The following is a 24349-nucleotide window of genomic DNA, read 5'->3' on the forward strand; positions in this document are numbered from 1 at the left end:
CCATGGGATTCGGAACATCGTGAAGATAGCACACGACCGGATCGCGTCAACACGCGGGAAAACGCGTCGGGGGAAGCCCTGGACAGGGTTTCCCCCGATCATCACCGAACCCGCTTGCATGGACCGGCTCGCTCCATCGAGCCGTCCCAGATCCGAGCGTGTCCTCCGTTCCGCGCGTTAGGCCTCCTTCTCCGCGACGACGGAAGGACCTCCATCATCGCCTGCACTGGAGGAGTCGAGACCTCGTCGGCTTATCCCCGACTGTTGGGTTCGGTGGCTTCGGCTTCCTGCTTGAACACCAGGTGCATCCGCGGATACGCCGCTGCGTCGGGGGTCTCGGACGCTACAGGGCGCCTTCGCCGGTCTCGCCCGTCCGAATGCGGATCGCTTCGCCCACGGGATTGACGAAAATTTTCCCGTCGCCGATGCTGCCGGTTTTCGCCGCGCGCACGATCGTCTCGACGGCGCGTTGGACCAGATTGTCGGGGATCACGATCTCAACCTTGACCTTCGGCACGAACTCGACCACGTATTCCGCCCCGCGATAGACCTCTTTGTGGCCCTTTTGCCGGCCGAAGCCTTTGACTTCGGTTACGGTCATCCCGTGCACGCCGAGATCCGTGAGGGCCGCCTTGACCTCGTCGAGCTTGAAGGGTTTGATGATCGCTTCGATTTTTTTCATAGCGGCGCCCCCGTCCGGAGATTATTCACCCGAGTACGCTCGTTCTTCGTGTTGACTCAGGTCAAGGCCTCGATGTTCGTCCTCGACCGGCACACGTAACCCCACCACCGCATCCACGATCTTCAGAAGAATCAGCGAGCCCACGAATGTAAAGACGGCCGTCACAACCGCCGTCACCGCCTGAACCCCCAACTGGCCGGGATTTCCGAACAACAGCCCCTTCACGCCCACCGACGCCAACAAGCCCGTTGCCAGAATCCCGATGATGCCCCCGACGCCGTGAATGCCCACCACATCGAGCGAGTCGTCATACCCCAATCGTCCCTTGGCCACGACCGAGAAATAACACGCAGCGCCAGCCGCCAGCCCCACGACCAGCGCGGAAAACGGTCCGAGGTACCCGGCGCCCGGCGTAACGGTGGCAAGCCCGGCGATCACGCCGCTTGCCATGCCCAGTACGGTGGGTTTCCCGCGTTGCAGCCACTCGGCGGTCATCCAGGAAATCGCCGCGGCGGAGGCCGCGACGTGGGTGGCCGTAAACGCCACCGCCGCCGTGGTGTTCGCGCCCAGCCCGCTGCCCGCGTTGAACCCGAACCAGCCGAACCACAGCAGGCCGGTCCCGAGCAAGGCCATCGGCAGGTTGTGGGGCGCCATGTTGACGGTTCCATAGCCCTTGCGGGCTCCCAACACCAACGCACACGCCAGCGCGCTGGCGCCTGAACTGATGTGGACCACGGCGCCGCCCGCAAAATCCACCGCCCCCATCTTGGCCAGCCAGCCGCCCCCCCACACCCAGTGCGCCAGCGGGGAGTAAATGAACAGCGACCACAGCACCGTGAACAGGATGACGGCTGAAAAGCGCATCCGTTCGGCAAACGCGCCCGTGATCAGGGCCGGGGTAATGGCCGCGAACATCAATTGAAAGAGCATGAATACTTGGTGGGGAATGGTGGGCCCGTAGGTCGGATGCGGGTCGGTTCCCACGGTCTGCAACCCGGCCCACTCCAGGCTGCCGATGAGCCCGCCTCGGTCGGGTCCGAACGCCAAGCTGTACCCGGCGAGAATCCACACCAGCGTCACCACGCAGAGAATCATGAAGCACTGCATGATGGTACCGAGCACGTTTTTGGTCCGGACCAGCCCGCCGTAGAACAAAGCGAGACCCGGAGCGGTCATCAGCAGAACGAGCGCGCTCGACATCAACATCCACGCGGTATCGCCGGAATCAATCACCGGTGGGGTGGGCGCCTGGGCCTCCTGCGCCCAGGCGAGTTCCGGCCAGACCAGTGCGAGGGCGCCACACGCTCCCGACACCATCCATACCCTGGACCGCGGCACGTCGATCATGAGGAGTCTCCTCGTCAAGAGTTCCGCGTTCGACAATTTTGTCAGTGACCGTGGCCCGGTATACTGTCACAACACGAGGGCGGGGTCAACAGGCATGCGACAACGGGTGCGGAAAGTGGCGCGAAGGGGTGGGCCGGAACCCGGCGAGGAGCGGATCGAGGGAGCCGGGGGCCCTTCCGGGAGGAGATGCTATAGCGGGAGCGGGCTTCGGCTGGTGCCCGGTTCGGGATTGGGCGCCAACTCCAGCGCGTCCACCCGTTCCCATGTCGGCCCGGCTTCGTCCCGTTGTCGGTCGGCGGCAAGGGTGTCGAACGCGCGGGTCAACAGCGTGGCGGCATCGCCCCACCGCCGGGGGGCGTTCAGCATCACCAACAGCACGTCACCCTGCTCACGCACGACGCGCGCGATGAGACAGCGCCCCGCGCCCCGAGTGAACCCCGTTTTCACGCCCACCATGCCTTCGAACGTGGCCATCAACCGGTTGGTCGTCCGAAACGGATAGACTCGTCGGCCGTCAACGGTCACCAGCTTCCCTCCGCGCAGCTTGACCGCTTCGGCAAACGCCGGACGTTCCTGTGCAGCGGCGGCGAGCCGCGCAAGATCCTGCGCCGAGGAGTGATGCCCCGGCGCGTCAAATCCGCAGGCGTTGGCGAAATGCGTCTCGGTCAACGCCAACGCCTCCGCGTAGCGATTCATCTTGTTCACGAACGCGGTCTCCGTTCCCCCGATGGCTTCGGCCACGGCCCGGCACGCGTCGTTCGCGGAGGTGACCAACATCGTCTGAATGAGATCTCCCAGTCGGAACCGCTGCCCGGCCCGCAGCCGCAGCCGATGACCCGTGGCGCGGGCCGCGTGGCGGCTGATCGTCACCTCGGCGTCGGGGTCCCCTTCGTCGATCGCGATCACCGCAGTCATCACCTTGGTCAGGCTCGCCGGCGCCAACCGAGCGGTCGAGTTGGATTCGTACAGGACCCTGCGCTGTTCGAGGTCCACGAGCAAGAGACCCTTCGCGCGGACTTTGGGCCACACCGCAGGCTCCTCGGCCCATCCCGCCGCGGCCGATCCCCACAGCATGGCCGCGCCGACCACCGCCGTCCACCCGACACCCGGTTGCTTCAACCTTCACCCCCAGCCGCCGATAATTGGGCGAAACTATAATGGAAGGCGTTCGGATCGTCAACGTGTGGTGGTCCACGGGGGAGGAAACCGTTTCGACCGAATCAGTCCCAGCTTGGCTGCGCGATACGTCAGCGCGGTCACCAAGCACCCGACGCCGTACACCACGCTGCGCCGGAAATTGATCGACGAGGATTCGGCCGTGTATTTGGTGGGGCAACTCACCTCCCCGATGGCGTGTCCGCCCCACAAGATCTGCGCGAGCATTTGGTTGTCGAACACGAAATCATTCGAGTTGTCCTCCATCGGCAACGCTCTGAGCAGCGCCGCGGAAAACGCGCGATAACCCGTGTGGTACTCCGACAATTTCGCCCCCAACAAGAGATTCTGGAACAGCGTCAGCACGCGGTTCGAGAGGTATTTCCACGCCGGCATCCCGCCTTTCAGCGCATACCCGCCCAGAATTCGCGATCCCAACACGCAAGGATACAGGCCGTTGGCGATCATGGAGACCATCGCGGGGATCAGATGGGGCGTGTACTGATAGTCGGGATGGACCATCACCACGATGTCGGCCCCCGCGTCCAGGGCCAGCCGGTAACACGTCTTTTGGTTGGCGCCGTACCCGAGGTTGCGCGGGTGGCGATGGACCGTCACCCGATCCAGGGTTCGGGCCACCGCCACGGTGTCGTCGCGGCTGGCGTCATCCACCAGAATGATCCGGTCCACGATGCCTTGCTCCATGACCTCACGATAGGTGTCCTCGAGCGTGCGCGCCGCGTTATATGCGGGCATCACCACCACCACGTACCGAGACTTGTACACCCGTTACTCCACCCACAGCACGAGGCACTTGGCGCTGCCGCCGGCCTTGTGAAACTCGGAAAGATCCACGGGCCGTGGCGTCCACCCCGCCGCGCGCAACGACGCTTCCAGCGCCGCACACCCCGATTGCAGCACCACCTCGCGGCCCGCCACGATCGCGTTGCACCCGAAGCGCAACGCGTCGGCCTCGTCCACCGCAATGGCCTCGGGCACGAATTGGGCGATGACCCGCTGCCCGTACTCGTCGAACGCCGGCGGATAATACAACGCGCGCCGCTCGTCCAGCGGGCAGAAACAGGTGTCCAGGTGGTAGAAGCGCGGATCGATCAACTCGAGCGACAGTACCCGGCACCCGAGGATCGCGGCCACCGCCTGGTGGGACGTGACGTCGGAGCGGAGCCGGTACCCGGCGAACAACGTGTCGCCCAGCCAGAGGGCATCACCCTCGCCTTCAAAACAGGTCTGCTCCGGCAGCGTGTCGATCGCGTACCCGCGGGTTCGAAACCAGGCCTCGTAGGTGGGCTGCTCTCGCTGACGTTCGGGATGCAGGAAACGGCTGGCGATGAACCGGCGGTGCGCCACCATGCCCGCGTTCGCCGTGAACACCAAGTCGGGCAACCCCTTAACCGGCTCCAACAGGTCCACGTGGACGCCCAACCCGGCGGTCAGCAGATCGTACAGCGCGCGCCACTGTGCCCGAGCGCGGTCGGGGTCGGCCGGCCGGCGCACGTCCATCCACGGGTTGATTTCGTACTCGATGCCGTAGTAGTCGGGAGGGCACATCAGCAGGGAGCGCCCGTGCGTCATCCCGCGTTGGCGCTCGTTGATGACGGCTCGGACAGGGCCTCGACCAGCGTGCGCAGGAACGGCTCCACGTCCGTGACCAAGCCCATGGCTTGAAAACTCCCGCGGTCGGCCAATTTGGTCACCACCGCCGGGTTGATGTCGACGCAGATGACCTTGACCGACGCCGGCAGAATGTTGCCGGTGGCGATCGAGTGCAGGGTGGTCGCGATCAGGATCGCCACGCTCACGCCGCGGATCTTCTCGCGCATCGCATCCTGCGCCCGCACCGCATCGGTGATGACGTCGGGCAGCGGCCCGTCGTCTCGAATCGATCCGGCCAACACGTAGTCCACGCCGCGGGTCACGCACGCGTGCATAATCCCGCGGGAGAGCAGCCCGCGTTCAACCGCCTGCCGGATGCCCCCGGCCCGGCGTATCGCATTGATCGCGCGCAGGTGGTGTTCGTGACCCTCTTTGACCGGCACGCCCGCGTCCAAAGACATGCCCAGCGACGTGCCGAAGAGCGCCTGCTCGATGTCGTGCGCGGCCAACGCGTTGCCCGCAAAGAGCACCTGCACATACCCCGCCTTGATCAAGCGCTCCAGGTGTCCTCCCGACCCGGTGTGGATCACCGCCGGTCCCGCCACCACCAACACCTTCTGGCCCGCGGAACGGGCGGTCTTGATGTGCCGGGCCATTTCGCGGATGACCACGGCTTTGGGCTTTTCGGATGACACGCTGCTGGCCATGAACTCAAACACGTTGCGTTCGGGGGAGCGGTCGATCGGCGCGACCTTGACCCCGGCGTGGCCCACCACCACGAGGTCGTCGCGCCGCACCCGGTGCATGGGAAGGGTGAAGGCCCGCCCGGACGCAGGGTCAAACCCGATCCCGCAGTCCATCTCCGGGTGCTCGACCGGGATCCACGCGCCCTGGCGCCGGATCCAGGTGTCGAAGTGCGTGGTGCAGTAGAACCCGTCCGGAAACGCGCCGTCGCAGTCCGCCCGAACCAGGAGCGCGTCTTCCCCGTGGACCGGGATCGCGCCGTGTTGGCCGATGCGACCCAGGATCGCGTCGAGTTGCTCCGCGTCGGACGCGCTCACGCGGATCACGGCTCGGCTGGTGTCCTGTCGGGTGTGCCCGACCGCGAGTTCCATGATCTCAAAGCTCCCGCCAAGAGTCATGATTTCGTCAAGGACTTTGGGAAGCAGCAGCGAATCGATGATGTGGCCGCGGAGCTCGACGGTTTCGGACGGCATCGGTGCCTTTTAGAATGAGAAAGCCGAGCGGACTTTTGCGAAGCGTTTCAATCCCCGCACCAGCCTGACAGGTTCGGACTGACCGAGCCTGTTCAGGAGCGGTCAGATGCAAGGCGCCGCGAGCACCGCAGTCGTAGGGGCGTATTGCTATACGCCCCTACAAAGACGTGAGCAGCGGAAGCGCAGCGGCAACGCCGCAGATGGCCGCTCATGGACAGGCTCCTACCCGATCAAATGCTCTCTGATGGCGTTCGCGAGGGCGTCGACAGACAGCGGTTCGGACGCCGAGAACACCAGCTTTCCCCGTTTGTACAAATGCGTGGTCGGGTAGCTCTCGAACTCGTAGCGTTTTTTGATCTCGCGAGAGCCCGGCACGTGCATCAGGGCTCTCCCGAACTTGACCTTTGGCGAGAACGATCGAACCGTCGCCTGGATGGCGGGCTCGTATTCCTCACAGCCGTGGCAGTTGGCGATTTTGAAAAACACGGCCGCGGCGGGCGCTTCGTGGAATTCTTCGAAGTTCTCGTCGCTGACCCGCGGCAGTTCGATCGCTTCGGGCTGTGAGCCGTCCATGGGCGGAGAAGGGCGCCGAAAACCGTCGGGGCGCACCAGCGTGCGCCCCGACGCGTGTTCGGATCGCAAGTGGTTACTTCAAGGTCTTGATGGCGTTCAGAATCTCCTGATCATCGCGCGGCGTCAGGATTTCTTGCACCTTCACGAACCGCACGACCCCGTTCTTGTCGATCACTACGGTGGCGCGCTTCGTGATGTATTTGTCTTCTAAGTACATGCCGTACTTTTTCGCGACGTTGCCGCCCATGTCGGAGAGCAAGCGGTGTTTGAGTCCCAGGGAGTCCGCCCACGCTTTGTGGGAGTAGACGCTGTCGATGCTGACGCCCAGCACCTCCGTGTCGGCCGACGAAAACTTCGGGAAGTCGTCGGTCAAACACTTGTTCTCCTTGGTGCAGACCGGGCTCCAATCGAGCGGATAGAACGCCAGCACCACGTTCTTCTTGCCCTTGAAGTCGCCTAGTTTCACTTCCTTCTGATCCTGATCTTTCAGCGCGAAGTCCGGAGCCGTCGCCCCCACTTGAATTTCCGCTGCCATGGCCGTTCCTCCTCGTGTGTCTGTCAGATCGCGCAACCGTGCGGAAGAACCCGCACCGCGCACCGGAAGAAAAGAGTCACCCTTCTAACACGGCGATTTTGGCGTTGTCAAGCCGCGTCGCGGAGCGCCGAAAACCGGGTCGAGCATCGACCGCCAGTCCATATGCTCCTGGAATGGAGGCAGACGGCGCATTCTTTACTTTCGATTCCCGCGTTGTTACCATCCCGTGATGTTGCTCATGGGAGATTCGAGTATGCAGAGACGGCTGGTGGGCATCATGATGGCTTCGGCACTGCTGATGATGGGAAGCCTGGTCGCGGGGCATACCCAGGCCGCCGAAGCGCCCAAGACCGCGGCCACCCCGCAGAAGCCGGACGGCAAACCCGGTCGCGCCGTCGAGACGCTGGGCAACGAGCACGTCGCGTCGCCCAGCACACCGCACGTCCCGTACAACACCGCCCCGCCGACGTCCGGACCGCACCTCCAGTGGGTCGCCAAGTGGGGCGTGCACAAAGCCCCCATCGTGAGAGAACTCCAGGTCCACAATCTGGAGGACGGTGGCGTGATCGTGCAGTACAAGTGCGATCAACCTTGCCCCGACCTCGTGGCCAAACTGGAAGCCCTGGCCGCCCGGTACCGCGACAAAGCCGAGGCGGATCGCGCGTCCATGCCGCGGCCCGCGACTCCTGATCGCCCGCTCCGCAGTAAATACGACCATTTGATCGTAGCGCCGTACCCCGACATGCAGCACCAGATCGCGTTGACCGCGTGGGGCCGGATCGACTCCTTTGACGGATACGACGAGGACCGGATCGTCCGGTTCATCGAAGCCTTTATCGGAATCGACCACCACCCCGCGCACGAAAAGGCTCCCGCAGCACAGAAACCGTGACGGCCGCGTTATCGTGGCGGCAGATCGCGGCCGCGGCGAGTTCCGGTCTCCTGCTCACCCTCAGTTTTCCCCGCCCGCAACTCGCGCTCGCCGCGTGGTTCGCGCTGGTGCCGCTGCTGTTGGCGATCGCGACGGCCTCGCGCCGCGGCGCCTTCCTCCTCGGGTGGATCGCGGGAGCCACGTTCTTCACCGGGTCGTTGCGGTGGCTCGTCTACACCATGGTGCACTACGGCCACCTGCCGGAATGGCTCGGTTACCCCCTGCTGCTGTTGTTGGCCGCCTATCTCGCGGTCTACGTGGGGCTGTTTGCGTTGACCGCGCTGATTCTGGCGAACCAACGGACGTGGATACGTTTGGTCGCGCTCCCCGCGGCGTGGACCGCGGTCGAACTGACGCGCACGTACCTGTTCACGGGACTCCCGTGGGGCGCGCTCGGCTACTCGCAGGCCGGCACCCTGCCGGTGATCCAGATCGCGGAGTTCACCGGGGTGTACGGCGTCTCGTACCTGATTGTGTTCGTCAACACCGCGCTGGCCGTGGCGCTGGCAGCGATGCGTCCCACCGGGGAGATGCCGATGCCGATCCCGGTGGCGTCGTTTGTCCCCATGCAGGGCCCGCCCGTGTCTCTGCGCGGGGTAGCCGGACCGCTGGGCCTCGCCGTGCTGGCGCTTCTGGCCGTGCTGGTATACGGTCACTGGCGCCTCGATCAGATTGCCGGGGCCATGGCGGAAACCACCCCCGTCACCGTCGCCGTGGTGCAGGGCAACATCGATCAGGACCGCAAGTGGGACCCGGCGTTTCGGCGAGAGACGATCGACCGGTACCAGGCCCTCACCCGCGAACAGGCGGATCAGCCGCTGGACTTGATCGTGTGGCCCGAGGCCGCGATGCCGTTCTTCTTCGAGCGGGATGTCGCGCACCGGGAGGAGTTGATCGAATTCGTGGTCAGAGAAGGCACGCCATTGCTCTTCGGCAGCCCGGCGGTCGAGTCAGCGGTCGGCGAACAGCCGCGGCTGTACAACAGCGCGTACGTGGTCACCGCGAACGGTGGGATTGCGGGCCGCTACGACAAGCTGCATCTGGTGCCCTTCGGCGAGTACGTGCCGCTCGAACGCCTGCTGTTTTTTGTGAACAAGATGGTCGACGGCATCGGAGAGTTCGTCCCCGGAGAGAACGCCACCGTGTTTAGGCTCGACCGATTCCGGCTCGGCGTGATGATCTGTTTCGAGGTCGTGTTCCCGGAATTGACGCGGGCCGCGGTCCGGAACGGAGCCACGCTGATGGCCGCCATCACCAACGATGCCTGGTTCGGCCGCTCCGCCGCCCCCTACCAGCACCTCGACATGGTGGTGTTCCGCGCGGTCGAGAACCGGGTCCCCTTTGCGCGCGCCGCCAACACCGGCATCTCCGGGTTCATCGACGCGACCGGACGTCTGGTCACCACGAGCGACCTATTCGTGCCGGCCACCCGCGTCGCCACGCTCGTCCCCAGGATGGAGAAGACCTGGTACACGCGTTACGGTGACCTGTTCGCGTGGTTCTGCGCCGTGTTCGTGCTGGCGGTGTTGGCACGCGCGGCCCGCGAAGCTCGACGTGAGGCTTGTAGGGGCAAACCCTCGTGACGAGCGGCCGTGAGCCGTGATAGTATCGTCCACGCTATCGATGTCTAACACATACGGAAGAGTCGAACAACCCGACAGGCTGCTCAAAAAGTTCCGGCTGCAAGGCCGCAGGGAGGAGGAAACCGGAGCGTACTGGGTCGTACGTGAGGATTTCCGACGGACCGAGAATCTGCACTGCGCCGTAGGCGCAGCATGGAATCGTCCGTCTCTCTGCAGATGGCGAAGCAACGCTGCAGACGGACTTTTTCAGCAGCCTGCCAAGGAGGAGTGCCGTGATTCTCGAAGATTATCAGAGCCGATTTGAATCATTGCGCCAACGCATGATCACCCTGCGGGGGTATCTTTGACCACGCTCGCCTGACATCCCGCCTCGACGAGCTCGAGCGCCTCGCCTCCACCCCGGATTTCTGGAACGACCAGCGTAAGGCCAAAACCCTCACGCAGGAAAAGGCCCGTCTGCAAAGAGAACTTGACCAGTGGGGCTCCGCAGAGCGCTTGGCCGAAGACGTGACCGCGGCGATCGAGCTGTCCCGCGGCGGAGACGACTCGTTGCTCGGGGAACTCGCCTCGCAACTCGACACCCTGGAACGTTCGATCTCCCAGCTCGAACAGGAAAAACTGCTCTCCGGAGAGAAGGACATCAACTCCGCGTTCGTGACGATTCACCCGGGCGCGGGCGGCACCGAGTCGCAAGACTGGGCCCAGATGCTGATGCGCATGTACATGCGCTGGGCCGAGCGCGCCGGCTACGGCGTGGAAATGATCGACCTGCAACCCGGCGACGAAGCCGGCATTAAAGACGCGACCTTCATGGTGAAGGGCGAGTACGCCTACGGCCGCCTGCGGGCCGAGGCCGGCGTGCACCGGTTGGTGCGCATCTCGCCGTTCGACGCGAACAAACGGCGGCATACGTCGTTTGCGTCCGTGTTCGTGTACCCCGAAATCGAGGACGACATCGACATCGTGATCGACGAAAAGGACCTGCGCATCGACACCTACCGTGCCTCCAGCGCCGGCGGGCAGCACGTGAACAAGACTTCGTCGGCCGTCCGAATCACGCACCTGCCCACTGGCATCGTCACCCAGTGCCAGAACGAACGCTCGCAGCACCAGAACAAGGAAGTCGCGATGCGCGTGCTGCGCGCCGAGTTGTACGAGATGGAGCAGCGCAAGAAGGACGAAGAAGTCGCCAAACTCGCCGGCGAAAAGAAAGACATCGCCTGGGGCAGCCAGATCCGCTCCTACGTGTTCCAGCCCTACCAAATGGTCAAAGACCACCGCACCGGCAAAGAAGTCGGCAACGTCTCCGCGGTGATGGACGGCGAAATCGACGAGTTCATCGAGGCGTACCTTATGCAGCAGGCCGCTGGCGCGGCCGCAAAGCGGTAAGCTGCTGCTATTCACGCCGTCGGGCAGTAGATTCGTGGTTGGAGTTATACGCAGTTTGGTTCCAACCTGCGTATAAGTCCCCGAAAGTCCATCTCGAAAGTATGCAACGCCGTTGCTTGCTAATCCCCCCATTCTTGCCCTATAGTGCCCCCGCTGCATATGGATGACCTCAACGACCAGATTCGCTCCCGTCTGGCCAAGCTCGACACGCTCAAAGCCCTCGGCATCGACCCGTTCGGCAGGCGATTTGTCCCCGACGACTCGGCTCAGGACATCCACCGACGGTTTGGACAGCTCTCGCGCGAACGCCTTGAAACCGATACCCCGTCCGCTGAAATCGCGGGCCGCGTGGTGGGGCTGCGTCGATTCGGGAAGGCGGCATTCGTGCATCTCCAGGACGCGAGCGGGCGGATCCAGGCGTACTTGAAGCGCGACGCGCTCTCGGCCACGGATTTTTCGATCGTTGAGCAATTGGATTTGGGCGATTTTATCGGCGTGCGCGGGCGGGTATTCCGCACCAAGACCGATGAGTTGACCGTGGAAGCCCGCGAGGTGGTGCATCTCGCCAAGGCGCTGCGGCCGCTTCCAGAGAAATGGCACGGCCTCACGGACGTGGAAATCCGCTACCGGCAGCGGTATCTGGATCTGATCGCCAACCCCGAGGTCAAAGAGACGTTCGTCAAGCGCAGCCGCATCATCCAGGGGTTCCGGAATTTCTTCAACGCCAAGGGGTTCCTCGAGGTCGAGACGCCGATGATGCAAGCCGTGGCGGGCGGCGCGGCTGCGCGGCCGTTCATCACGCATCACAACGCGCTGAGCACGGACCTCTATCTGCGGATCGCGCCGGAGCTGTATCTGAAACGGCTGATCGTGGGCGGGTTCGAGAAGGTGTACGAGATCAACCGCAACTTCCGCAACGAGGGCGTTTCTACGATCCACAATCCAGAATTCACGATGCTGGAGTTTTATATCGCACACGCGGACGTGACCGACCTGCTGCCCCTGACCGAGGACCTGATCACGGGGATCGCGCAAGAGGTCTGCGGCACGCTGGAACTGACCTATCAGGGGAAGGCGATCGACCTGCGGCCGCCGTGGAAGCGGATCGGCATGCTGGAAGCGATCGCGGAGCAACACGGGGTCAGCGTGGATTCGGTGCGGGATCGCGACGCGGCGGAGCGGCTCGCCCGGTCCGTGGGAGTCCCGGTCAAAGGGGATGAGACGCTGGGCCAGATCCAGGCTGCATTGTTCGAGCACTCAATCGAACCCGCGATCGTCAACCCGACGTTCATCACCGATTTTCCCACCGACATCTCCCCGCTGGCCAAGCGGCGCAGCGACGACGCGTCTCTGACCGAACGGTTCGAGCTGATCATCGCGGGCCGGGAAATCGCCAACGGCTTTTCCGAGCTGAACGATCCCATTGACCAGCGTCAGCGCTTCGAGGCGCAGGCCGCCCAACGCGCACGCGGCGATGAAGAGGCGCACCGAGTGGACGAGGATTTCCTTCGTGCCTTGGAGCACGGGATGCCGCCCGCCGCCGGCGAAGGGATCGGCATCGATCGGCTCGTGATGTTGTTGACGGACCAGGCGTCAATTCGTGATGTCATTCTTTTTCCACAAATGAAGCCTGAGGCCTAGGGCTCGTCCATGAATCCCAACCCGCTACCCGCGTGAGCTACCAAGTCTTGATTGCCCTGCGCTACCTGCGCGCCAAGCGGCGCCAGCGAACCGTGTCTCTCAACACGTTCATCTCGATCGCCGGGGTCACGCTCGGGGTTGCGGCGCTGATCGCCACCCTCGCGGTGATGAGCGGGTTCGAGGAGAACCTGCGCGAGAAAATCCTCGGCACCAACGCCCACGTCGTGATCGTCGACCGCGCGCAGCGCCCCATCAAAGGCTACGAGGAACTGGTCAAAACCGTGTCGAAACTCCCCCACGTGGTCGCAGCCGCGCCGTTCATCTTCAATCAAGTCCTGCTCACTGCCGAATCGAACGTCTCCGGCGTGGTCCTGCGCGGCATCGACCCCGCCACCGAGGGATCGGTCACAGACTTGGAGCGCAATTTGATCGACGGCCGCCTCGCTGACCTGACGACCGCGTTTCCCCCGCCCGAGGACAAGCCGGAGCTCTCGCCCCGGTTCGGCATCATCATCGGCAAGGAACTCGCGCTGCGTTTGGGCGTGTTTATGGGCGACACCCTCAACGTGGTGTCGCCGCAGGGCACCATGGGACCGTTCGGCATGGTCCCGAAGCTGCGGCCCTACCAGGTGGTGGGCATCTTCGACTCCGGCATGTACGACTACGACTCGTCGTTCGCGTATATTTCGATCGAGCAGGCCCAGGACTTTTTCCAGATGGGTGCCGCGGTCAACGGCATCGAGGTCAAGGTCGACGAGATCTTCCGGGCCGAACAGGTGGCGGTCGCCGCCGAATCCGCGCTAGGTGGGCAGTACTGGGTGCGCGACTGGCGCGAGATGAACCGCAACCTGTTCTCAGCCTTGAAGCTCGAAAAGATCATCATGTTCATTATTTTGATTTTGATCATCCTGGTCGCCGCGTTCAACATCATCGGCACGCTCACCATGATCGTGATCGAGAAGTCGCGCGAGATCGCGATCCTCAAAGCCATGGGCGCCACCCGGCGGGCGGTTATGGGCATTTTCATGCTGGACGGCCTCATCATCGGCGGGGTGGGCGTGGTGATCGGCATCCCGTTGGGTTACCTGGTTTGCTGGGCGATCGAAACGTTCTACACGCTGCCCGCCGACGTCTACTACATCAGCCACATTCCGGTCCGGATCTACCCCTTCGACGTCGCGTTGGTCGCGGGCTCAGCCCTACTGATCACGTTTCTGGCCACGGTCTACCCCTCGTGGCAAGCGGGGCGCCTCGCGCCCGTCGAGGCTCTGCGGTATGAATGAGTCGATCATTCAGACCGAGGATCTTCACAAGTCGTTTGCGATCGGGCGCGACACCATCGACGTGCTTCGCGGCATCAACCTGACCATTGCACGCGGCGAAATCGTGGGGTTGATCGGCGCATCCGGCGCGGGCAAGAGCACCCTCCTGCACCTGCTGGGGGGATTGGACCGCCCCACCACCGGCACCATCACCGTGGACGGCGTGCGGGTGGACCGACTGCGCGAGGCGGAGATCGAGCCGTTTCGCAACCGCACGGTGGGCTTTGTCTTCCAGTTTCACCACCTGCTGCCCGAATTCACGGCGCTGGAGAACGTGATGATGCCGGGACTGATCCGAGGGCTGAATCACGCCGAGATACGCGAACGCGCGCGACACATCTTGGACAACGTGGGACTCGGCGCCAGACTGGCGCATCGGCCGGGCGAACTCTCAGGCGGAGAGCAGCAGCGGGTGGCGATCGCGCGCGCGCTCGTGCTGGAACCGCCGGTCGTGCTCGCCGACGAACCCACCGGCAACCTGGACACCCACACCGGCGAAGAGGTGATCGCGGTGCTCAAACGCCAGCATCAAGCCCGCGGCACGACCTTCCTGATCGTCACGCACAACGAAAAGCTCGCCCTGGAAGCAGATCGAGTGATCAGGATGGTCGATGGAAGGATTGAATAGACGGTCTGCTTCGGAACCCGCCGTCTAGCCCTCAGACGGCGGAGCCTGTTCAGGAGCGGTCAGATGCAAGGCGCCGCGAGAACCGGACCTGTAGGGGCGTATTGCAATACGCCCCTACCACGACGTGAGGACCGGAAAGCGCTTCGCGCGGCTCTCTCGCGCTGGCAATGACCACTTCCGCTCGCTTGGCGAAGCAAGCGCAGCGGCAACACCGCAGATGGCCGGTCATGGACAGGCTCCTCAGAAGCCCAGCGTGAGTTGCGCGACATACCGCCGATCCACCCGCTGCCCCGCAAACGTCCCCACCTCCTCGGCATACGTCGCCGCCGCCAGGGTCAGAATCCACAAATCAAGCGTGACGCCGGCCGTGTAATACCCTTGGTTCACGCCCGCCTGGATTGCCAGGATCTTGGGAAAACGCGCCTCGGCACCCAAATGAACTCGCTTGTAGAGGTCGTCATCCTCGGTGATCTCCTTGGTGAGGTCGTGGACCTCCAGAACCAAGGTGTTGGATAGCAGCCACAAATCGGGATGGAGTCCAACGCCCATGTGGAGCTGCTGCGGAATAACGCCCAGGGCTTCGAAATCCAAGTCGCCGAGGTTTTGCACCATGAGTGCGACGGACGGTCGCAACAGGACCGGGAAATTCACCTTCGTTCCGATGTCGAACGCGACATCGGTGGCTTTGGTCCGATCCGCAAACGGGTCGAAGTCCACCACAATATCCGCGGCCTGGAATATCTTCTTCACGCCCTCGCGTCGCACGTATTTTCCGGTCGCCCCAACCTGCAGCGCGCCCTTCCAGAAGCCATACGCCACGCCCACGAGGCCGGCCGCGTCGACCTTGGCGTCGGTCACCACCTCCGGGTTCGCGGGATTCCGGACCTCCAGATCCAAGACCGCGTCTCCGAGCACCCCGAAGGCGAAGTTGCGCATGTAAAAATTGGGGAAGAGCGCAACCTGCGCATGTTGGTGTTCGCCCACGTGTTGATTCAGGAAATCCGCCACCGCCGTCTCGTCGGTGCCCTCCAAGTCCTGGATATCCGAGGCCAGACCGAGACTGTTTTCCGACACGGACACATACGGGTTCAGGATCGCGGCGCCGGCGCGCTCCACGTCGTTCAAGCCCGCCGGGTTATACAGCAGCGCGTTCTCGTCGTCGGACAGGGTGATAAACGCGCCCCCCATTCCGAGCGGACGCACTCCGCGAAACAAAGTGGGGTACTCCGCGGCCAAAGCCGGCCTACATGTTCCCCAAACGAGGGCCACCCCCACGATCGCCATCCATATCCGACGTTGCATCATCGGGCTCCTCTCCCTACCGCCTAGCTATGGAAGTGCCAAGAACGCTTGGAGCTCAACGTCCGACACGTCACTGTCGTTGTTCCCGTCGAGTTGAGTCTTAATCTCGGCGAGGTCGCTCGTTAAGTCCTCGTTCGACAACCCCACCCCTGCGAGTCCTTGGACGACAAGGTCGAGGTCATCAGAAATCTGGCTGACTGTCCCGTTTGCACTCTGGGCGCTCTGCACCTCAGTCAAGGTGGGGACGGTATTCGGTCTCCCGTTGGGTTTGAAACCGTTTGTGAGCTCAACACCGGCCGTCACCACAATGTCCGCCATGGCGGAAATGGCCATTTGGAGATACTGGTTAGGCGTCGGATTCGAAAGGTTGGCCAAGATCTCCACCGCCGCGTGCAAATCGGCAACGTCACCAGCGCTCGGTGACGGCATCAAGATGGAAAAACTGGAAAAGCTGTTGGTCGCCCCAATGGTCGTGTTCACCGAGTTCTCGATCAAATCAAACACGTTAAGACCCGCACGACCGGAGTACGCGGATGCGAGGAGGCTGGCGGTCTCCGCGTCACAGGTAACAGCGGAAGGGTTCGTTCCACACAGACCTTGCAAGATGGCGATGGCTTCGGTGTAATTCCCGTTGTCGATGGCGATCTTCGCCGACTCGATCTTGGCTTCGGCCGTATTGCCGTCGGCAAGGCTTTCGAACAGATTCTGGTCGCCGCACGCACCCAACGCCCCGGCAAGCAGTCCCACCCAGAAGGCGCTCACCACACGACGCGTGGAACGATTGGTCTTGGTCATCGCCTCTCCTTCACGCAGTCCACGCTCCGGACCGTGGTTGAACATGGGCTCCACTATATCGGAGCACCAGGCCTTGTCAATTCCGGCTGATGGTGGTTGGAAGGGCACCCATGGGGGTCGCCCCATTACGGTGAACGCGGTTCGGTGGGTGCTTCGGTGCTGATCTGGATCGCACGGAACACGTCGGTCCCGCGAATGTTTTCGAAGAACTCGGCCTGCACTTTGATCCGTTTTCCCTTGTTGAGGCCGGGGTGCAGCCCGATCAGCGCGATGCTCTGGCCCGACGTGAAGCCCACCGCGGTGACCGACAACATTTCTTTCTCATACGGCAATTCGGTGTGGATGATGTTGTCGATCTCACCGGACACCGTGACCTTGGTGCCTTTCTTCATGTTCGCGATTCCAGACCCGCCGCAGGCAAGCGGCAGCGCGACGAGGATAAGCACCAGCGTTTTTCGAAGCGGTTGAAGCGTCATTCCGATCCCCCTGCCGATCCCCCTGCGACGGACACCTGCGACGGCGAAAGCGCGGCCTTCAGTGACGCCAGGTACGTCATCAACTCCTCACGACGGCGACGCGCGTCGGGTTGCGCTTGGAGCCGCTTGATCAGGGCGGACGCCACGATCACGCCGTCGGCCACTCCCGCGATCCGCCCCGCTTCCTCGGGCGTGGACACGCCGAATCCCACCGCCACCGGCAGATCGGTCGCGCGCCTGATCCTGGCCACCCCTTGCTCCACCTGGTCCAGCGCAGGCAGCTTGGCGCCGGTGATCCCGGTAAGCGACACATAGTATAAGAATCCTCCGCCCCGCTGTGCAATGAATTTGATGCGGGCCGACGGCGTGGTGGGCGCGATCAGATAGATCAGGTGCAATCCGTCCGCCCGGGTGGCCGACTCGAGCGCCCCAGCTTCTTCCGGCGGCAGATCGGGCACGATCAAGCCGTCAACACCCGCTGCTGCCGCGTCGCGGGCCAACCGCTCGTCGCCGTACTGGAACACCAGATTGTAGTAGGTCATGAACAACAGCGGGATCTGGACCGTCGCGCGCAGGCGACGAACCAGCGTGATCGCGTCCGCCAACCGCACCTTCTGGGTCAGGGCCCGTTCCGCGGACCGCTGGAGCACGGGGCCGTCCGCCAGCGGATCTGAAAATGGGATGCCGATCTCCAGCAGATCGGCACCGGCCGAGACGGCCGCGCGCGCCCACTCCTCGGTTGTGGTGAGGTCAGGGTCGCCCAGCATCACGTACGGAATCAGCGCCTTCTCGCCGCGTTCACGCAGTCGGGCGAAGGTCCGGTCGATGCGGTTGTCGGAGCGGGTCACAACGCGATCCCCCTGATCTGCGCCACGTGCTGCACGTCTTTGTCTCCTCGCCCCGACAGGTTGACGATTACAATATCCCGTTTCCCCATACGAGGCGCCAGGACTGCGAGGTGCGCAATCGCGTGCGCGGACTCCAACGCGGGGATGATCCCCTCGGTGCGGCCCAAGCGATCGAATGCCTCGAGCGCCTCTTTGTCGGTCACGGACGCGTATTCGATCCGGCCCAGGTCGCGATACCACGCGTGCTCCGGTCCCACCGCGGAATAGTCCAACCCGGCGGACACGGAGTGGGTGGTCTGAATCTGCCCATCGTCGTCCTGGAGCAGCACGGTCTTGGTGCCTTGGAACACCCCGATGCGTCCGCCGGCGAATCGCGCCGCGTGCTGGCCCGTGGACACGCCCAGGCCGGCCGCCTCCACCCCGATCATCCGCACGCGGCGATCACGCAGGAACGCGGAAAACAGGCCGATGGCATTGCTCCCCCCTCCCACGCACGCCACCAAGAGATCCGGCACCCGGCCCTCCTGGCGCACGATCTGCCGCCTGGCTTCACGCCCGATGACCGCCTGAAAATCCCGCACCATCATCGGATACGGGTGGGGGCCCAACACCGAACCCAAGATGTAGTGCGTGGTTCGCACGTTGGTGGTCCAGTCGCGCAGGGCTTCGTTGATCGCGTCCTTGAGCGTGCGGCTTCCGGCGTCCACCGGAACGACGTTGGCGCCCAACAGCCGCATACGGAACACGTTGAGCGATTGGCGCGCCATGTCTTCGGTGCCCATGTACACGTCGCAGGACAAGCCCAGCAACGCCGCGGCCGTGGCCGTGGCCACGCCGTGCTGGCCCGCGCCGGTCTCGGCAATGACACGGCGTTTGCCCATGCGTTTGGCGAGCAGCGCCTGGCCGATCGTGTTGTTGATCTTGTGCGCGCCGGTGTGGCAGAGGTCCTCGCGTTTGAGATAGATCCTGGCCCTGCCCAGCGTCTTGCTCAGCCGCTCGGCAAAATACAACGGCGTGGGCCGCCCCACGAACTCGGCGAGCAGGCCGTCCAGCTCCGCGCGAAACCGTCGGTCCGTTCTGGCCTTCGCGTACTCGCGCACCAGTTCATCCAACGCCGGAATCAGCGTCTCGGGCACGAACCGGCCGCCGTACGCGCCGAAGTGGCCCGCCGCGTCGGGGACGCGTGAACTACGTCCCTTTGGCAGCTTGGATAAACGCGCGGATTTTCCCATGGTCCTTGGTGCCCTTTACCGACCCTTCGACCCCGCTGGACACGTCCACGGCAAACGGCTGGACGCGGCGGACCGCCTCGGCCACGTTGTCCGGCGTGAGTCCTCCCGCCAAGATGATCCGGCCGTACGCCTTCGCCGGCACGGCCAGGTCCCAGTCGAACCGCTGTCCCGTGCCGCCGTACTCGCCCTCGCAATACGCGTCCAGCACAAAGGCCCGGACGCGGTACTCGGCCATCCGATTGAGGCTGGCGCCGTCCTGAACGCGAATGGCCTTGATGGCGCGCTGACGGAATGCCTCGCAATACTCCGGCGTCTCGTCGCCCTGGAATTGGAATGCATCCACCCCGCAGCGCTCGGCCATCACCCGCACCCAGTGCGTGGGCTGGTTCACGAAGAGACCCACCGTGGTCACGAACGGCGGGAGCTGCTTGATGATCTCCTGCGCCTGCTCCACGGAGATGCACCGGGGACTCTCCTTGTACAACACGAACCCCACCGCGTCGGCCCCGGCCTCCACCGCGGCCATGGCGTCTTCCAGCGTGGTCAAGCCGCAGATCTTTACCCGCACCGTCATCGCCGTTCCGCCATCCTCCCGGCGGCCGTCCGGGACGGCGAGGAATCGCCCATGAGTTCGCGGACCTTGTCTTCGATGAGCGGCGCCCGCATGAAGGTCTCTCCGATCAACACGGCGTCGATTTCCAGCGCCGTGAGCCGCTCAACGTCCTTCCGGCCCAGAATACCGCTTTCGCTCACCACGATCCGATCATCGGGCACATGGCGCAGCACCCGCTCCGTCGTGGCCAGATCGGTGTCGAACGTCGCGAGATCGCGGTTATTGATCCCGATCAGCGCGGCCGTCTCCACCACCTGCTCCAACTCGGCCTCGTTGTGCACCTCCACCAGCGCCGCCAGCCCCACCTCCCGCGCGAGCTGCGCGTACTCGCGGAGTTGGCCCGGTTCCAACGCCGCCGCGATCAGGAGCACCGCGTCGGCGCCCAGCGCGCGCGCCTCGTAGACCTGAAACTCGTCGATGACGAAATCTTTTTCCAGGATCGGCAGCAACACGGCCTCGCGCACCAACGCCAGATAGGCGAGATCGCCCTGAAAAAACCGGCGGTCGGTCAGCACCGACAGCGCGTGAGCCCCAGCGGTCGCGTAGGTTTTCGCGATCCGCACCGGATCGAAATCGTCCCGGATCAATCCCTTGGACGGCGACGCCTTTTTGATCTCCGCGATCAGCCGAAGCGCCGAGCCCTCCGGACGCGCGAGCGCGGTTTCGAATCCCCGCGCGGGCTCCAGGTCCGCGATCCGGGCCTTCAGGGCCGCCAGCCGGATCGCCCCCTTGCGGGCCGCCACCTCGCTGCGCTTGGAACGAAGAATTTCAGAAAGGAACGACATTCCGGAACCGTGTACGAGCACACCCAAATCGCGGCCTGTTCAGGAAGGCGTCAGATGCAAGGCGCCGCGAGAACCGGACGGAGTACCGCCAATGAGCCCTTACGTGAGAACGCGGTTTGGGCGTGGCGAAGCAACCGGAAGCGCAGCGGCAACGCAGCAGATGACCCTTCATGGACAGGCCGATTTGGTCCGTTGTTTGAGGCGTTCCAGCTTTTCCATCGCCGCGCCCGTGTCGATGGATTTGGCCGCCAGGACGACCCCTTCCGCAAAGTCCTTGGCCTTGCCGCAGGCCACCAGCGGGGGCGCCGCGTTGAGCAGGACGATGTCGCGCCTCGGTCCGGGAGCGCCTCCCAGAATAGCGAGCAGAATTTTCGCGTTGTCTTCCGGCCCTCCGCCCGCGATCGCCTTCAGCGGCGCCAGCGACATGCCGAGGTCGCGAGGATCAAGGTGGTAGCAACTGATCCGTCCTTCTTTCCCTTCGCAAAACCGGGTGGGCGCGGAAATCGAAATCTCATCGAGTCCGTCTTCCCCGTGGACCACGAAACAGTGTCGCGCTCCGAGTCTGATCAGCACTTGCGCCATCAGATCAGCCAGCGGGTCGGCGTAGACGCCCAAGATCTGGATGGACGCCCCCGCAGGGTTGGTCAACGGCCCCAAAATATTGAACATGGTGCGAATGCCGATCTCTTGGCGCGGGGCCACGGCGTGTTTCATCGCGCCGTGAAACAACGGCGCGAACAGAAACCCGATTCCGATTTGATTCACGCAGTCCTCCACCGCCGGCGGCGGGAGGTCGATGTTCACGCCCAGCGCGCGCAACACATCCGCGCTGCCGCTTTTGGAGGATGCGGCCCGATTGCCGTGTTTGGCCACGGTAACCCCCGCCCCCGCCACCACGAACGCGGTGGTGGTCGAGATGTTGAAGGTGCCTTTGCGGTCGCCGCCGGTCCCGCAGGTGTCTACGACCAGGGGATCGTCCACGCGGATCCTGATCGCCTTCTCCCGCATCACCCGCACCGCGCCCACCACCTCGTCGACCGTCTCGCCCTTCATGCGCAGCGCGGTCAGATAGGCCGCGATCTGGGCCGGCGTGGCGCCGCCCTCCATGATTTCCCGCATCACGTCTTCGGATTCGGCCTCCGTGAGGGAAGTCCCGTCCGCGACCTTGGCAATGGCCTCTTTGATCACACCCGCAACCTCAGAAAGTTCCTGAGCAGGTCCTTCCCCACGCGCGTCAGGATCGACTCGGGGTGGAACTGAACCCCCTCCACCGCAAACTCGCGATGCCGCAGCCCCATGATCTCCCCCTCCTTGGTCTCGGCGCTCACTTCCAGACACGCCGGCAACGTCTCGCGTTTGACGATCAACGAGTGGTACCGCGTGGCTTCGAAGGGATTGGCGAGCCCCGCGTAGATGGTCTTGCCGTCGTGGTGGATCATCGAGGTCTTGCCGTGCATCAACCGGTCCGCGCGGATCACGTCCCCTCCAAACGCCGCCCCGATGGACTGATGCCCCAGACACACGCCCAGGATCGGAATCTTGCCCGCGAAGCGCCTGATCAAATCGACCGAAATCCCCGCTTCGTTGGGCGTACACGGCCCCGGCGAAATGACGATCCGCGCCGGCCGCTTGGCCGCGATCTCGTCGAGCGTGAGCGCGTCGTTGCGGTGAACCTCGATCGTCTCGCCCAGTTCACCCAGGTATTGCACCAGGTTATACGTGAACGAATCGTAGTTGTCGATTACTAACAGCATGGTTCAAGGGTTCAAGGGTTCAAGGGTTCAATTGAACAATCTGAACGCTTGAACCCTTGAACATTCTTTATTCCAGTCCCCTCTCCGCCATTTCAATCGCCGCGAGCATGGCTTTCGCCTTGTTCACGGTCTCCTCGTACTCGGCATCGGGATTCGAGTCCGCCACGATGCCCGCGCCGGCCTGAATGTACGCGAGCCCTTGATCCAACACGATCGTCCGGATGGCGATACACGTGTCGAGATTCCCGGAAAAGCTGATGTAGCCGATCGCGCCCCCGTACAACCCGCGGCCCGTGGGCTCCAGTTCGTCGATGATCTCCATCGCGCGGATTTTGGGCGCGCCCGAAAGCGTGCCGGCAGGAAAACACGCGCGCAACACGTCATACGGCGTCTTGCCCGGGGCTAAGTCCCCGCGCACGTGCGACACCAGGTGCATTACGTGCGAGTATCGTTCGACCACCATGAAGTCATCGACGCGTACGCTGCCCGTCTTGACCACCCGCCCCACGTCGTTTCGGCCCAGATCGACCAACATCAGGTGCTCCGCCCGCTCCTTCTCGTCCGCGGCCAGGTCGCGAGCCAGGAGCGCGTCCTCGTCTTGGTCGCGACCCCGCCGGCGCGTGCCCGCGATCGGCCGAACCCCCACCACGCCCTCTTCGCAGCGAACCAACACCTCCGGCGATGACCCCACGACTGCCAGCGAACCCAACCGCAGCAGGTACATGTACGGCGACGGATTGATCACGCGCAACGCGCGATACAAATCCACAGGACTGGACGTCACCGGCGCGTGGAAGCGTTGCGACAACACGACCTGAAACACGTCCCCCGCCGCGATGTATTCCTTGGCGCGCCGCACCATGCCCACGAACTCGGGTTTGGTGACGTTCGACGCCAACGGCGGCGCCGTCCCTTGCCTCGCGGCCGGGAGCGGGGACGGCAGAGGCCGCCGCAGCGCGGCGATCAACGCGTCGATCTTCGCCACCGACTCGTCGTAGACCTCGCGAAGCGGACGCCCCGTGACATGGGCATTGGACACCACCTTGATCCGCTGCGCCACGCGGTCGAAGATCACCAGGGTGTCCGTGATCAACAAGCACAGGTCCGGCAGCCCGAGCGTGGGTTTCGGCCGCATGGCCAGCCCTTCGAACCCTCGCGGCGCCACGTCGTAGCCGATGTATCCCACTGCGCCGCCGAAAAACCGCGGTAACCCAGGCACCGCCACCGGCGTATAGTCCGCCATCACTTTTTCGACCGCCCGGAGCGGATCAGCGGTCTCGATCACTTCGAGGCGTTCCCCCCGTCGGATTTCGACGCGCGACCCCCGCGCCTCCACAATCACCGTGGGCCGGCTGCCCAAGAACGAATACCGCGCCCACTGCTCGCCTCCCTCGACGCTTTCCAAGAGATACGAGTAGCGGCCGTCGTCGATCTTGAGGAAGGCGGAGACCGGCGTCTCGAGATCCGCCAGGATCTCCTTGTAGATCGGGATCAAATTGCCGCGACGGGCCGTTGCGGTGAATTCTTCAAAGGGGGGATGATACACGTTGTGACACGCCTATTCGCGGCTGGGAACAGCACGTTAACACGCCGCGGAAAGGCTTGTCAACCCATCGGCGGTATACCGCCGATGGACGGGACCCGTGGGACCTTCAGGACTCCCGGCGCTGAACGACGCGTTCGAGGTCGCGTTTGAAGCGAAGCTTGCGGAGAGTTTCTTTGAGCGAATCCACGACCGCGTCGTTGAGCTCGCCCTGAGACAGCGTGGCCGCGAGCTCGTTGTAGAGCGATCTTGGCACCACCACCCGCATCTGGGTGGCCGAACCTCCGTTCACGTCAATGTGTTCACACATACCTGCCCTCCCGGCGTTCGGTGGCGCATTGCGTGGTTGATCCGCCAACCTAATTGACCGAAGGGTGCAAAAAG

25 protein-coding genes are annotated in these 24349 nt (G+C 63.8%); 6 read left to right on the forward strand and 19 right to left on the reverse strand.

The annotated features are described in order from the left end of the window. Positions 1 to 343: 343 nt before the first annotated feature. The 8 genes from AB1451_12135 to AB1451_12170 form a co-directional block, all read right to left on the reverse strand. On the reverse strand, positions 344 to 682 hold the full coding sequence (locus tag AB1451_12135) for a P-II family nitrogen regulator (GenBank protein MEW6683652.1): 339 nt from the start codon (positions 680 to 682) through the stop codon (positions 344 to 346). 21 nt (positions 683 to 703) lie between these two features. Further along, a complete protein-coding gene (locus AB1451_12140) occupies positions 704 to 2029 on the reverse strand; it encodes an ammonium transporter (protein MEW6683653.1) in 1326 nt (441 codons plus the stop codon). 189 nt (positions 2030 to 2218) lie between these two features. After that, positions 2219 to 3148 (reverse strand): D-alanyl-D-alanine carboxypeptidase family protein, encoded by a 930-nt coding sequence (locus tag AB1451_12145; GenBank protein ID MEW6683654.1) that lies wholly within the window; start codon positions 3146 to 3148, stop codon positions 2219 to 2221. Positions 3149 to 3205: 57 nt separating this feature from the next. Further along, positions 3206 to 3970, reverse strand: a complete 765-nt coding sequence (locus tag AB1451_12150; protein MEW6683655.1) for a glycosyltransferase family 2 protein — start codon at positions 3968 to 3970, stop codon at positions 3206 to 3208. A 3-nt stretch (positions 3971 to 3973) separates the two neighbouring features. Further along, positions 3974 to 4777 carry an arginine deiminase-related protein gene (locus tag AB1451_12155; GenBank protein MEW6683656.1) on the reverse strand — a complete coding sequence of 268 codons (804 nt, stop codon included), beginning with the start codon at positions 4775 to 4777 and terminating at the stop codon, positions 3974 to 3976. Next, entirely contained in the window at positions 4774 to 6015 is a 1242-nt protein-coding gene (locus AB1451_12160) for a TIGR00300 family protein (GenBank protein MEW6683657.1), read from the reverse strand. Before AB1451_12160 ends, AB1451_12155 begins: the two co-directional genes overlap by 4 nt. Positions 6016 to 6237: 222 nt before the next feature. After that, positions 6238 to 6657, reverse strand: coding sequence for a thioredoxin domain-containing protein (locus AB1451_12165; GenBank protein MEW6683658.1), 420 nt, complete (start codon positions 6655 to 6657; stop codon positions 6238 to 6240). Positions 6658 to 6661: 4 nt separating this feature from the next. After that, entirely contained in the window at positions 6662 to 7123 is a 462-nt protein-coding gene (locus AB1451_12170; protein MEW6683659.1) for a peroxiredoxin, read from the reverse strand. A 253-nt stretch (positions 7124 to 7376) separates the two neighbouring features. On the opposite strand from AB1451_12170, the gene AB1451_12175 reads away from it, so the two are divergent. The 6 genes from AB1451_12175 (at position 7377) to AB1451_12200 (ending at position 14617) form a co-directional block, all read left to right on the forward strand. Continuing rightward, positions 7377 to 8015: a DUF3105 domain-containing protein gene (locus AB1451_12175; protein ID MEW6683660.1), complete on the forward strand. Its 639-nt coding sequence runs from the start codon at positions 7377 to 7379 to the stop codon at positions 8013 to 8015. After that, entirely contained in the window at positions 8012 to 9637 is a 1626-nt protein-coding gene (lnt, locus tag AB1451_12180) for an apolipoprotein N-acyltransferase (GenBank protein MEW6683661.1), read from the forward strand. Before AB1451_12175 ends, lnt begins: the two co-directional genes overlap by 4 nt. A gap of 320 nt (positions 9638 to 9957) precedes the next feature. Continuing rightward, positions 9958 to 11026 (forward strand): peptide chain release factor 2 gene (prfB, locus tag AB1451_12185; protein MEW6683662.1). Its coding sequence is split into 2 segments (ribosomal slippage): positions 9958 to 9972 and positions 9974 to 11026, totalling 1068 coding nucleotides; the frame shifts between segments, so codons are not numbered across the junction. A 159-nt stretch (positions 11027 to 11185) separates the two neighbouring features. After that, positions 11186 to 12667, forward strand: a complete 1482-nt coding sequence (lysS, locus tag AB1451_12190; GenBank protein MEW6683663.1) for a lysine--tRNA ligase — start codon at positions 11186 to 11188, stop codon at positions 12665 to 12667. A gap of 32 nt (positions 12668 to 12699) precedes the next feature. Further along, entirely contained in the window at positions 12700 to 13950 is a 1251-nt protein-coding gene (locus tag AB1451_12195) for a lipoprotein-releasing ABC transporter permease subunit (GenBank protein MEW6683664.1), read from the forward strand. Further along, positions 13943 to 14617 (forward strand): ABC transporter ATP-binding protein, encoded by a 675-nt coding sequence (locus AB1451_12200; protein ID MEW6683665.1) that lies wholly within the window; start codon positions 13943 to 13945, stop codon positions 14615 to 14617. The genes AB1451_12195 and AB1451_12200 overlap by 8 nt, the downstream gene beginning before the upstream one ends. Positions 14618 to 14857: 240 nt before the next feature. On the opposite strand, the gene AB1451_12205 is transcribed toward AB1451_12200, so the two are convergent. From AB1451_12205 to AB1451_12255, 11 genes are all read right to left on the reverse strand, one after another. Continuing rightward, positions 14858 to 15919 carry a hypothetical protein gene (locus AB1451_12205; GenBank protein ID MEW6683666.1) on the reverse strand — a complete coding sequence of 354 codons (1062 nt, stop codon included), beginning with the start codon at positions 15917 to 15919 and terminating at the stop codon, positions 14858 to 14860. A gap of 27 nt (positions 15920 to 15946) precedes the next feature. Next, on the reverse strand, positions 15947 to 16822 hold the full coding sequence (locus AB1451_12210) for a hypothetical protein (protein ID MEW6683667.1): 876 nt from the start codon (positions 16820 to 16822) through the stop codon (positions 15947 to 15949). A gap of 17 nt (positions 16823 to 16839) precedes the next feature. Next, positions 16840 to 17190 carry a hypothetical protein gene (locus AB1451_12215; protein ID MEW6683668.1) on the reverse strand — a complete coding sequence of 117 codons (351 nt, stop codon included), beginning with the start codon at positions 17188 to 17190 and terminating at the stop codon, positions 16840 to 16842. Continuing rightward, on the reverse strand, positions 17187 to 18038 hold the full coding sequence (gene trpA, locus AB1451_12220) for a tryptophan synthase subunit alpha (protein ID MEW6683669.1): 852 nt from the start codon (positions 18036 to 18038) through the stop codon (positions 17187 to 17189). Before trpA ends, AB1451_12215 begins: the two co-directional genes overlap by 4 nt. Next, the gene (gene trpB / locus AB1451_12225) at positions 18035 to 19270 is read right to left on the reverse strand and encodes a tryptophan synthase subunit beta (protein ID MEW6683670.1); all 1236 of its coding nucleotides are present in this window, start codon (positions 19268 to 19270) and stop codon (positions 18035 to 18037) included. The genes trpA and trpB overlap by 4 nt, the downstream gene beginning before the upstream one ends. Further along, positions 19227 to 19844 (reverse strand): phosphoribosylanthranilate isomerase, encoded by a 618-nt coding sequence (locus AB1451_12230; GenBank protein MEW6683671.1) that lies wholly within the window; start codon positions 19842 to 19844, stop codon positions 19227 to 19229. Before AB1451_12230 ends, trpB begins: the two co-directional genes overlap by 44 nt. Beyond that, positions 19841 to 20668, reverse strand: a complete 828-nt coding sequence (gene trpC, locus AB1451_12235) for an indole-3-glycerol phosphate synthase TrpC (GenBank protein ID MEW6683672.1) — start codon at positions 20666 to 20668, stop codon at positions 19841 to 19843. Before trpC ends, AB1451_12230 begins: the two co-directional genes overlap by 4 nt. Before the next feature lie 168 nt (positions 20669 to 20836). Beyond that, a complete protein-coding gene (trpD, locus tag AB1451_12240; protein ID MEW6683673.1) occupies positions 20837 to 21856 on the reverse strand; it encodes an anthranilate phosphoribosyltransferase in 1020 nt (339 codons plus the stop codon). After that, a complete protein-coding gene (locus AB1451_12245) occupies positions 21853 to 22422 on the reverse strand; it encodes an aminodeoxychorismate/anthranilate synthase component II (GenBank protein MEW6683674.1) in 570 nt (189 codons plus the stop codon). Before AB1451_12245 ends, trpD begins: the two co-directional genes overlap by 4 nt. A gap of 67 nt (positions 22423 to 22489) precedes the next feature. Next, positions 22490 to 23968, reverse strand: coding sequence for an anthranilate synthase component I (gene trpE / locus AB1451_12250; GenBank protein MEW6683675.1), 1479 nt, complete (start codon positions 23966 to 23968; stop codon positions 22490 to 22492). Between the two features lie 106 nt (positions 23969 to 24074). After that, the gene (locus tag AB1451_12255; GenBank protein MEW6683676.1) at positions 24075 to 24275 is read right to left on the reverse strand and encodes a hypothetical protein; all 201 of its coding nucleotides are present in this window, start codon (positions 24273 to 24275) and stop codon (positions 24075 to 24077) included. Between the last annotated feature and the right edge of the window lie 74 nt (positions 24276 to 24349).

The sequence above is a fragment of the Nitrospirota bacterium genome (genome assembly GCA_040757335.1).
Taxonomy (GTDB): domain Bacteria; phylum Nitrospirota; class Nitrospiria; order 2-01-FULL-66-17; family 2-01-FULL-66-17; genus JBFLXB01.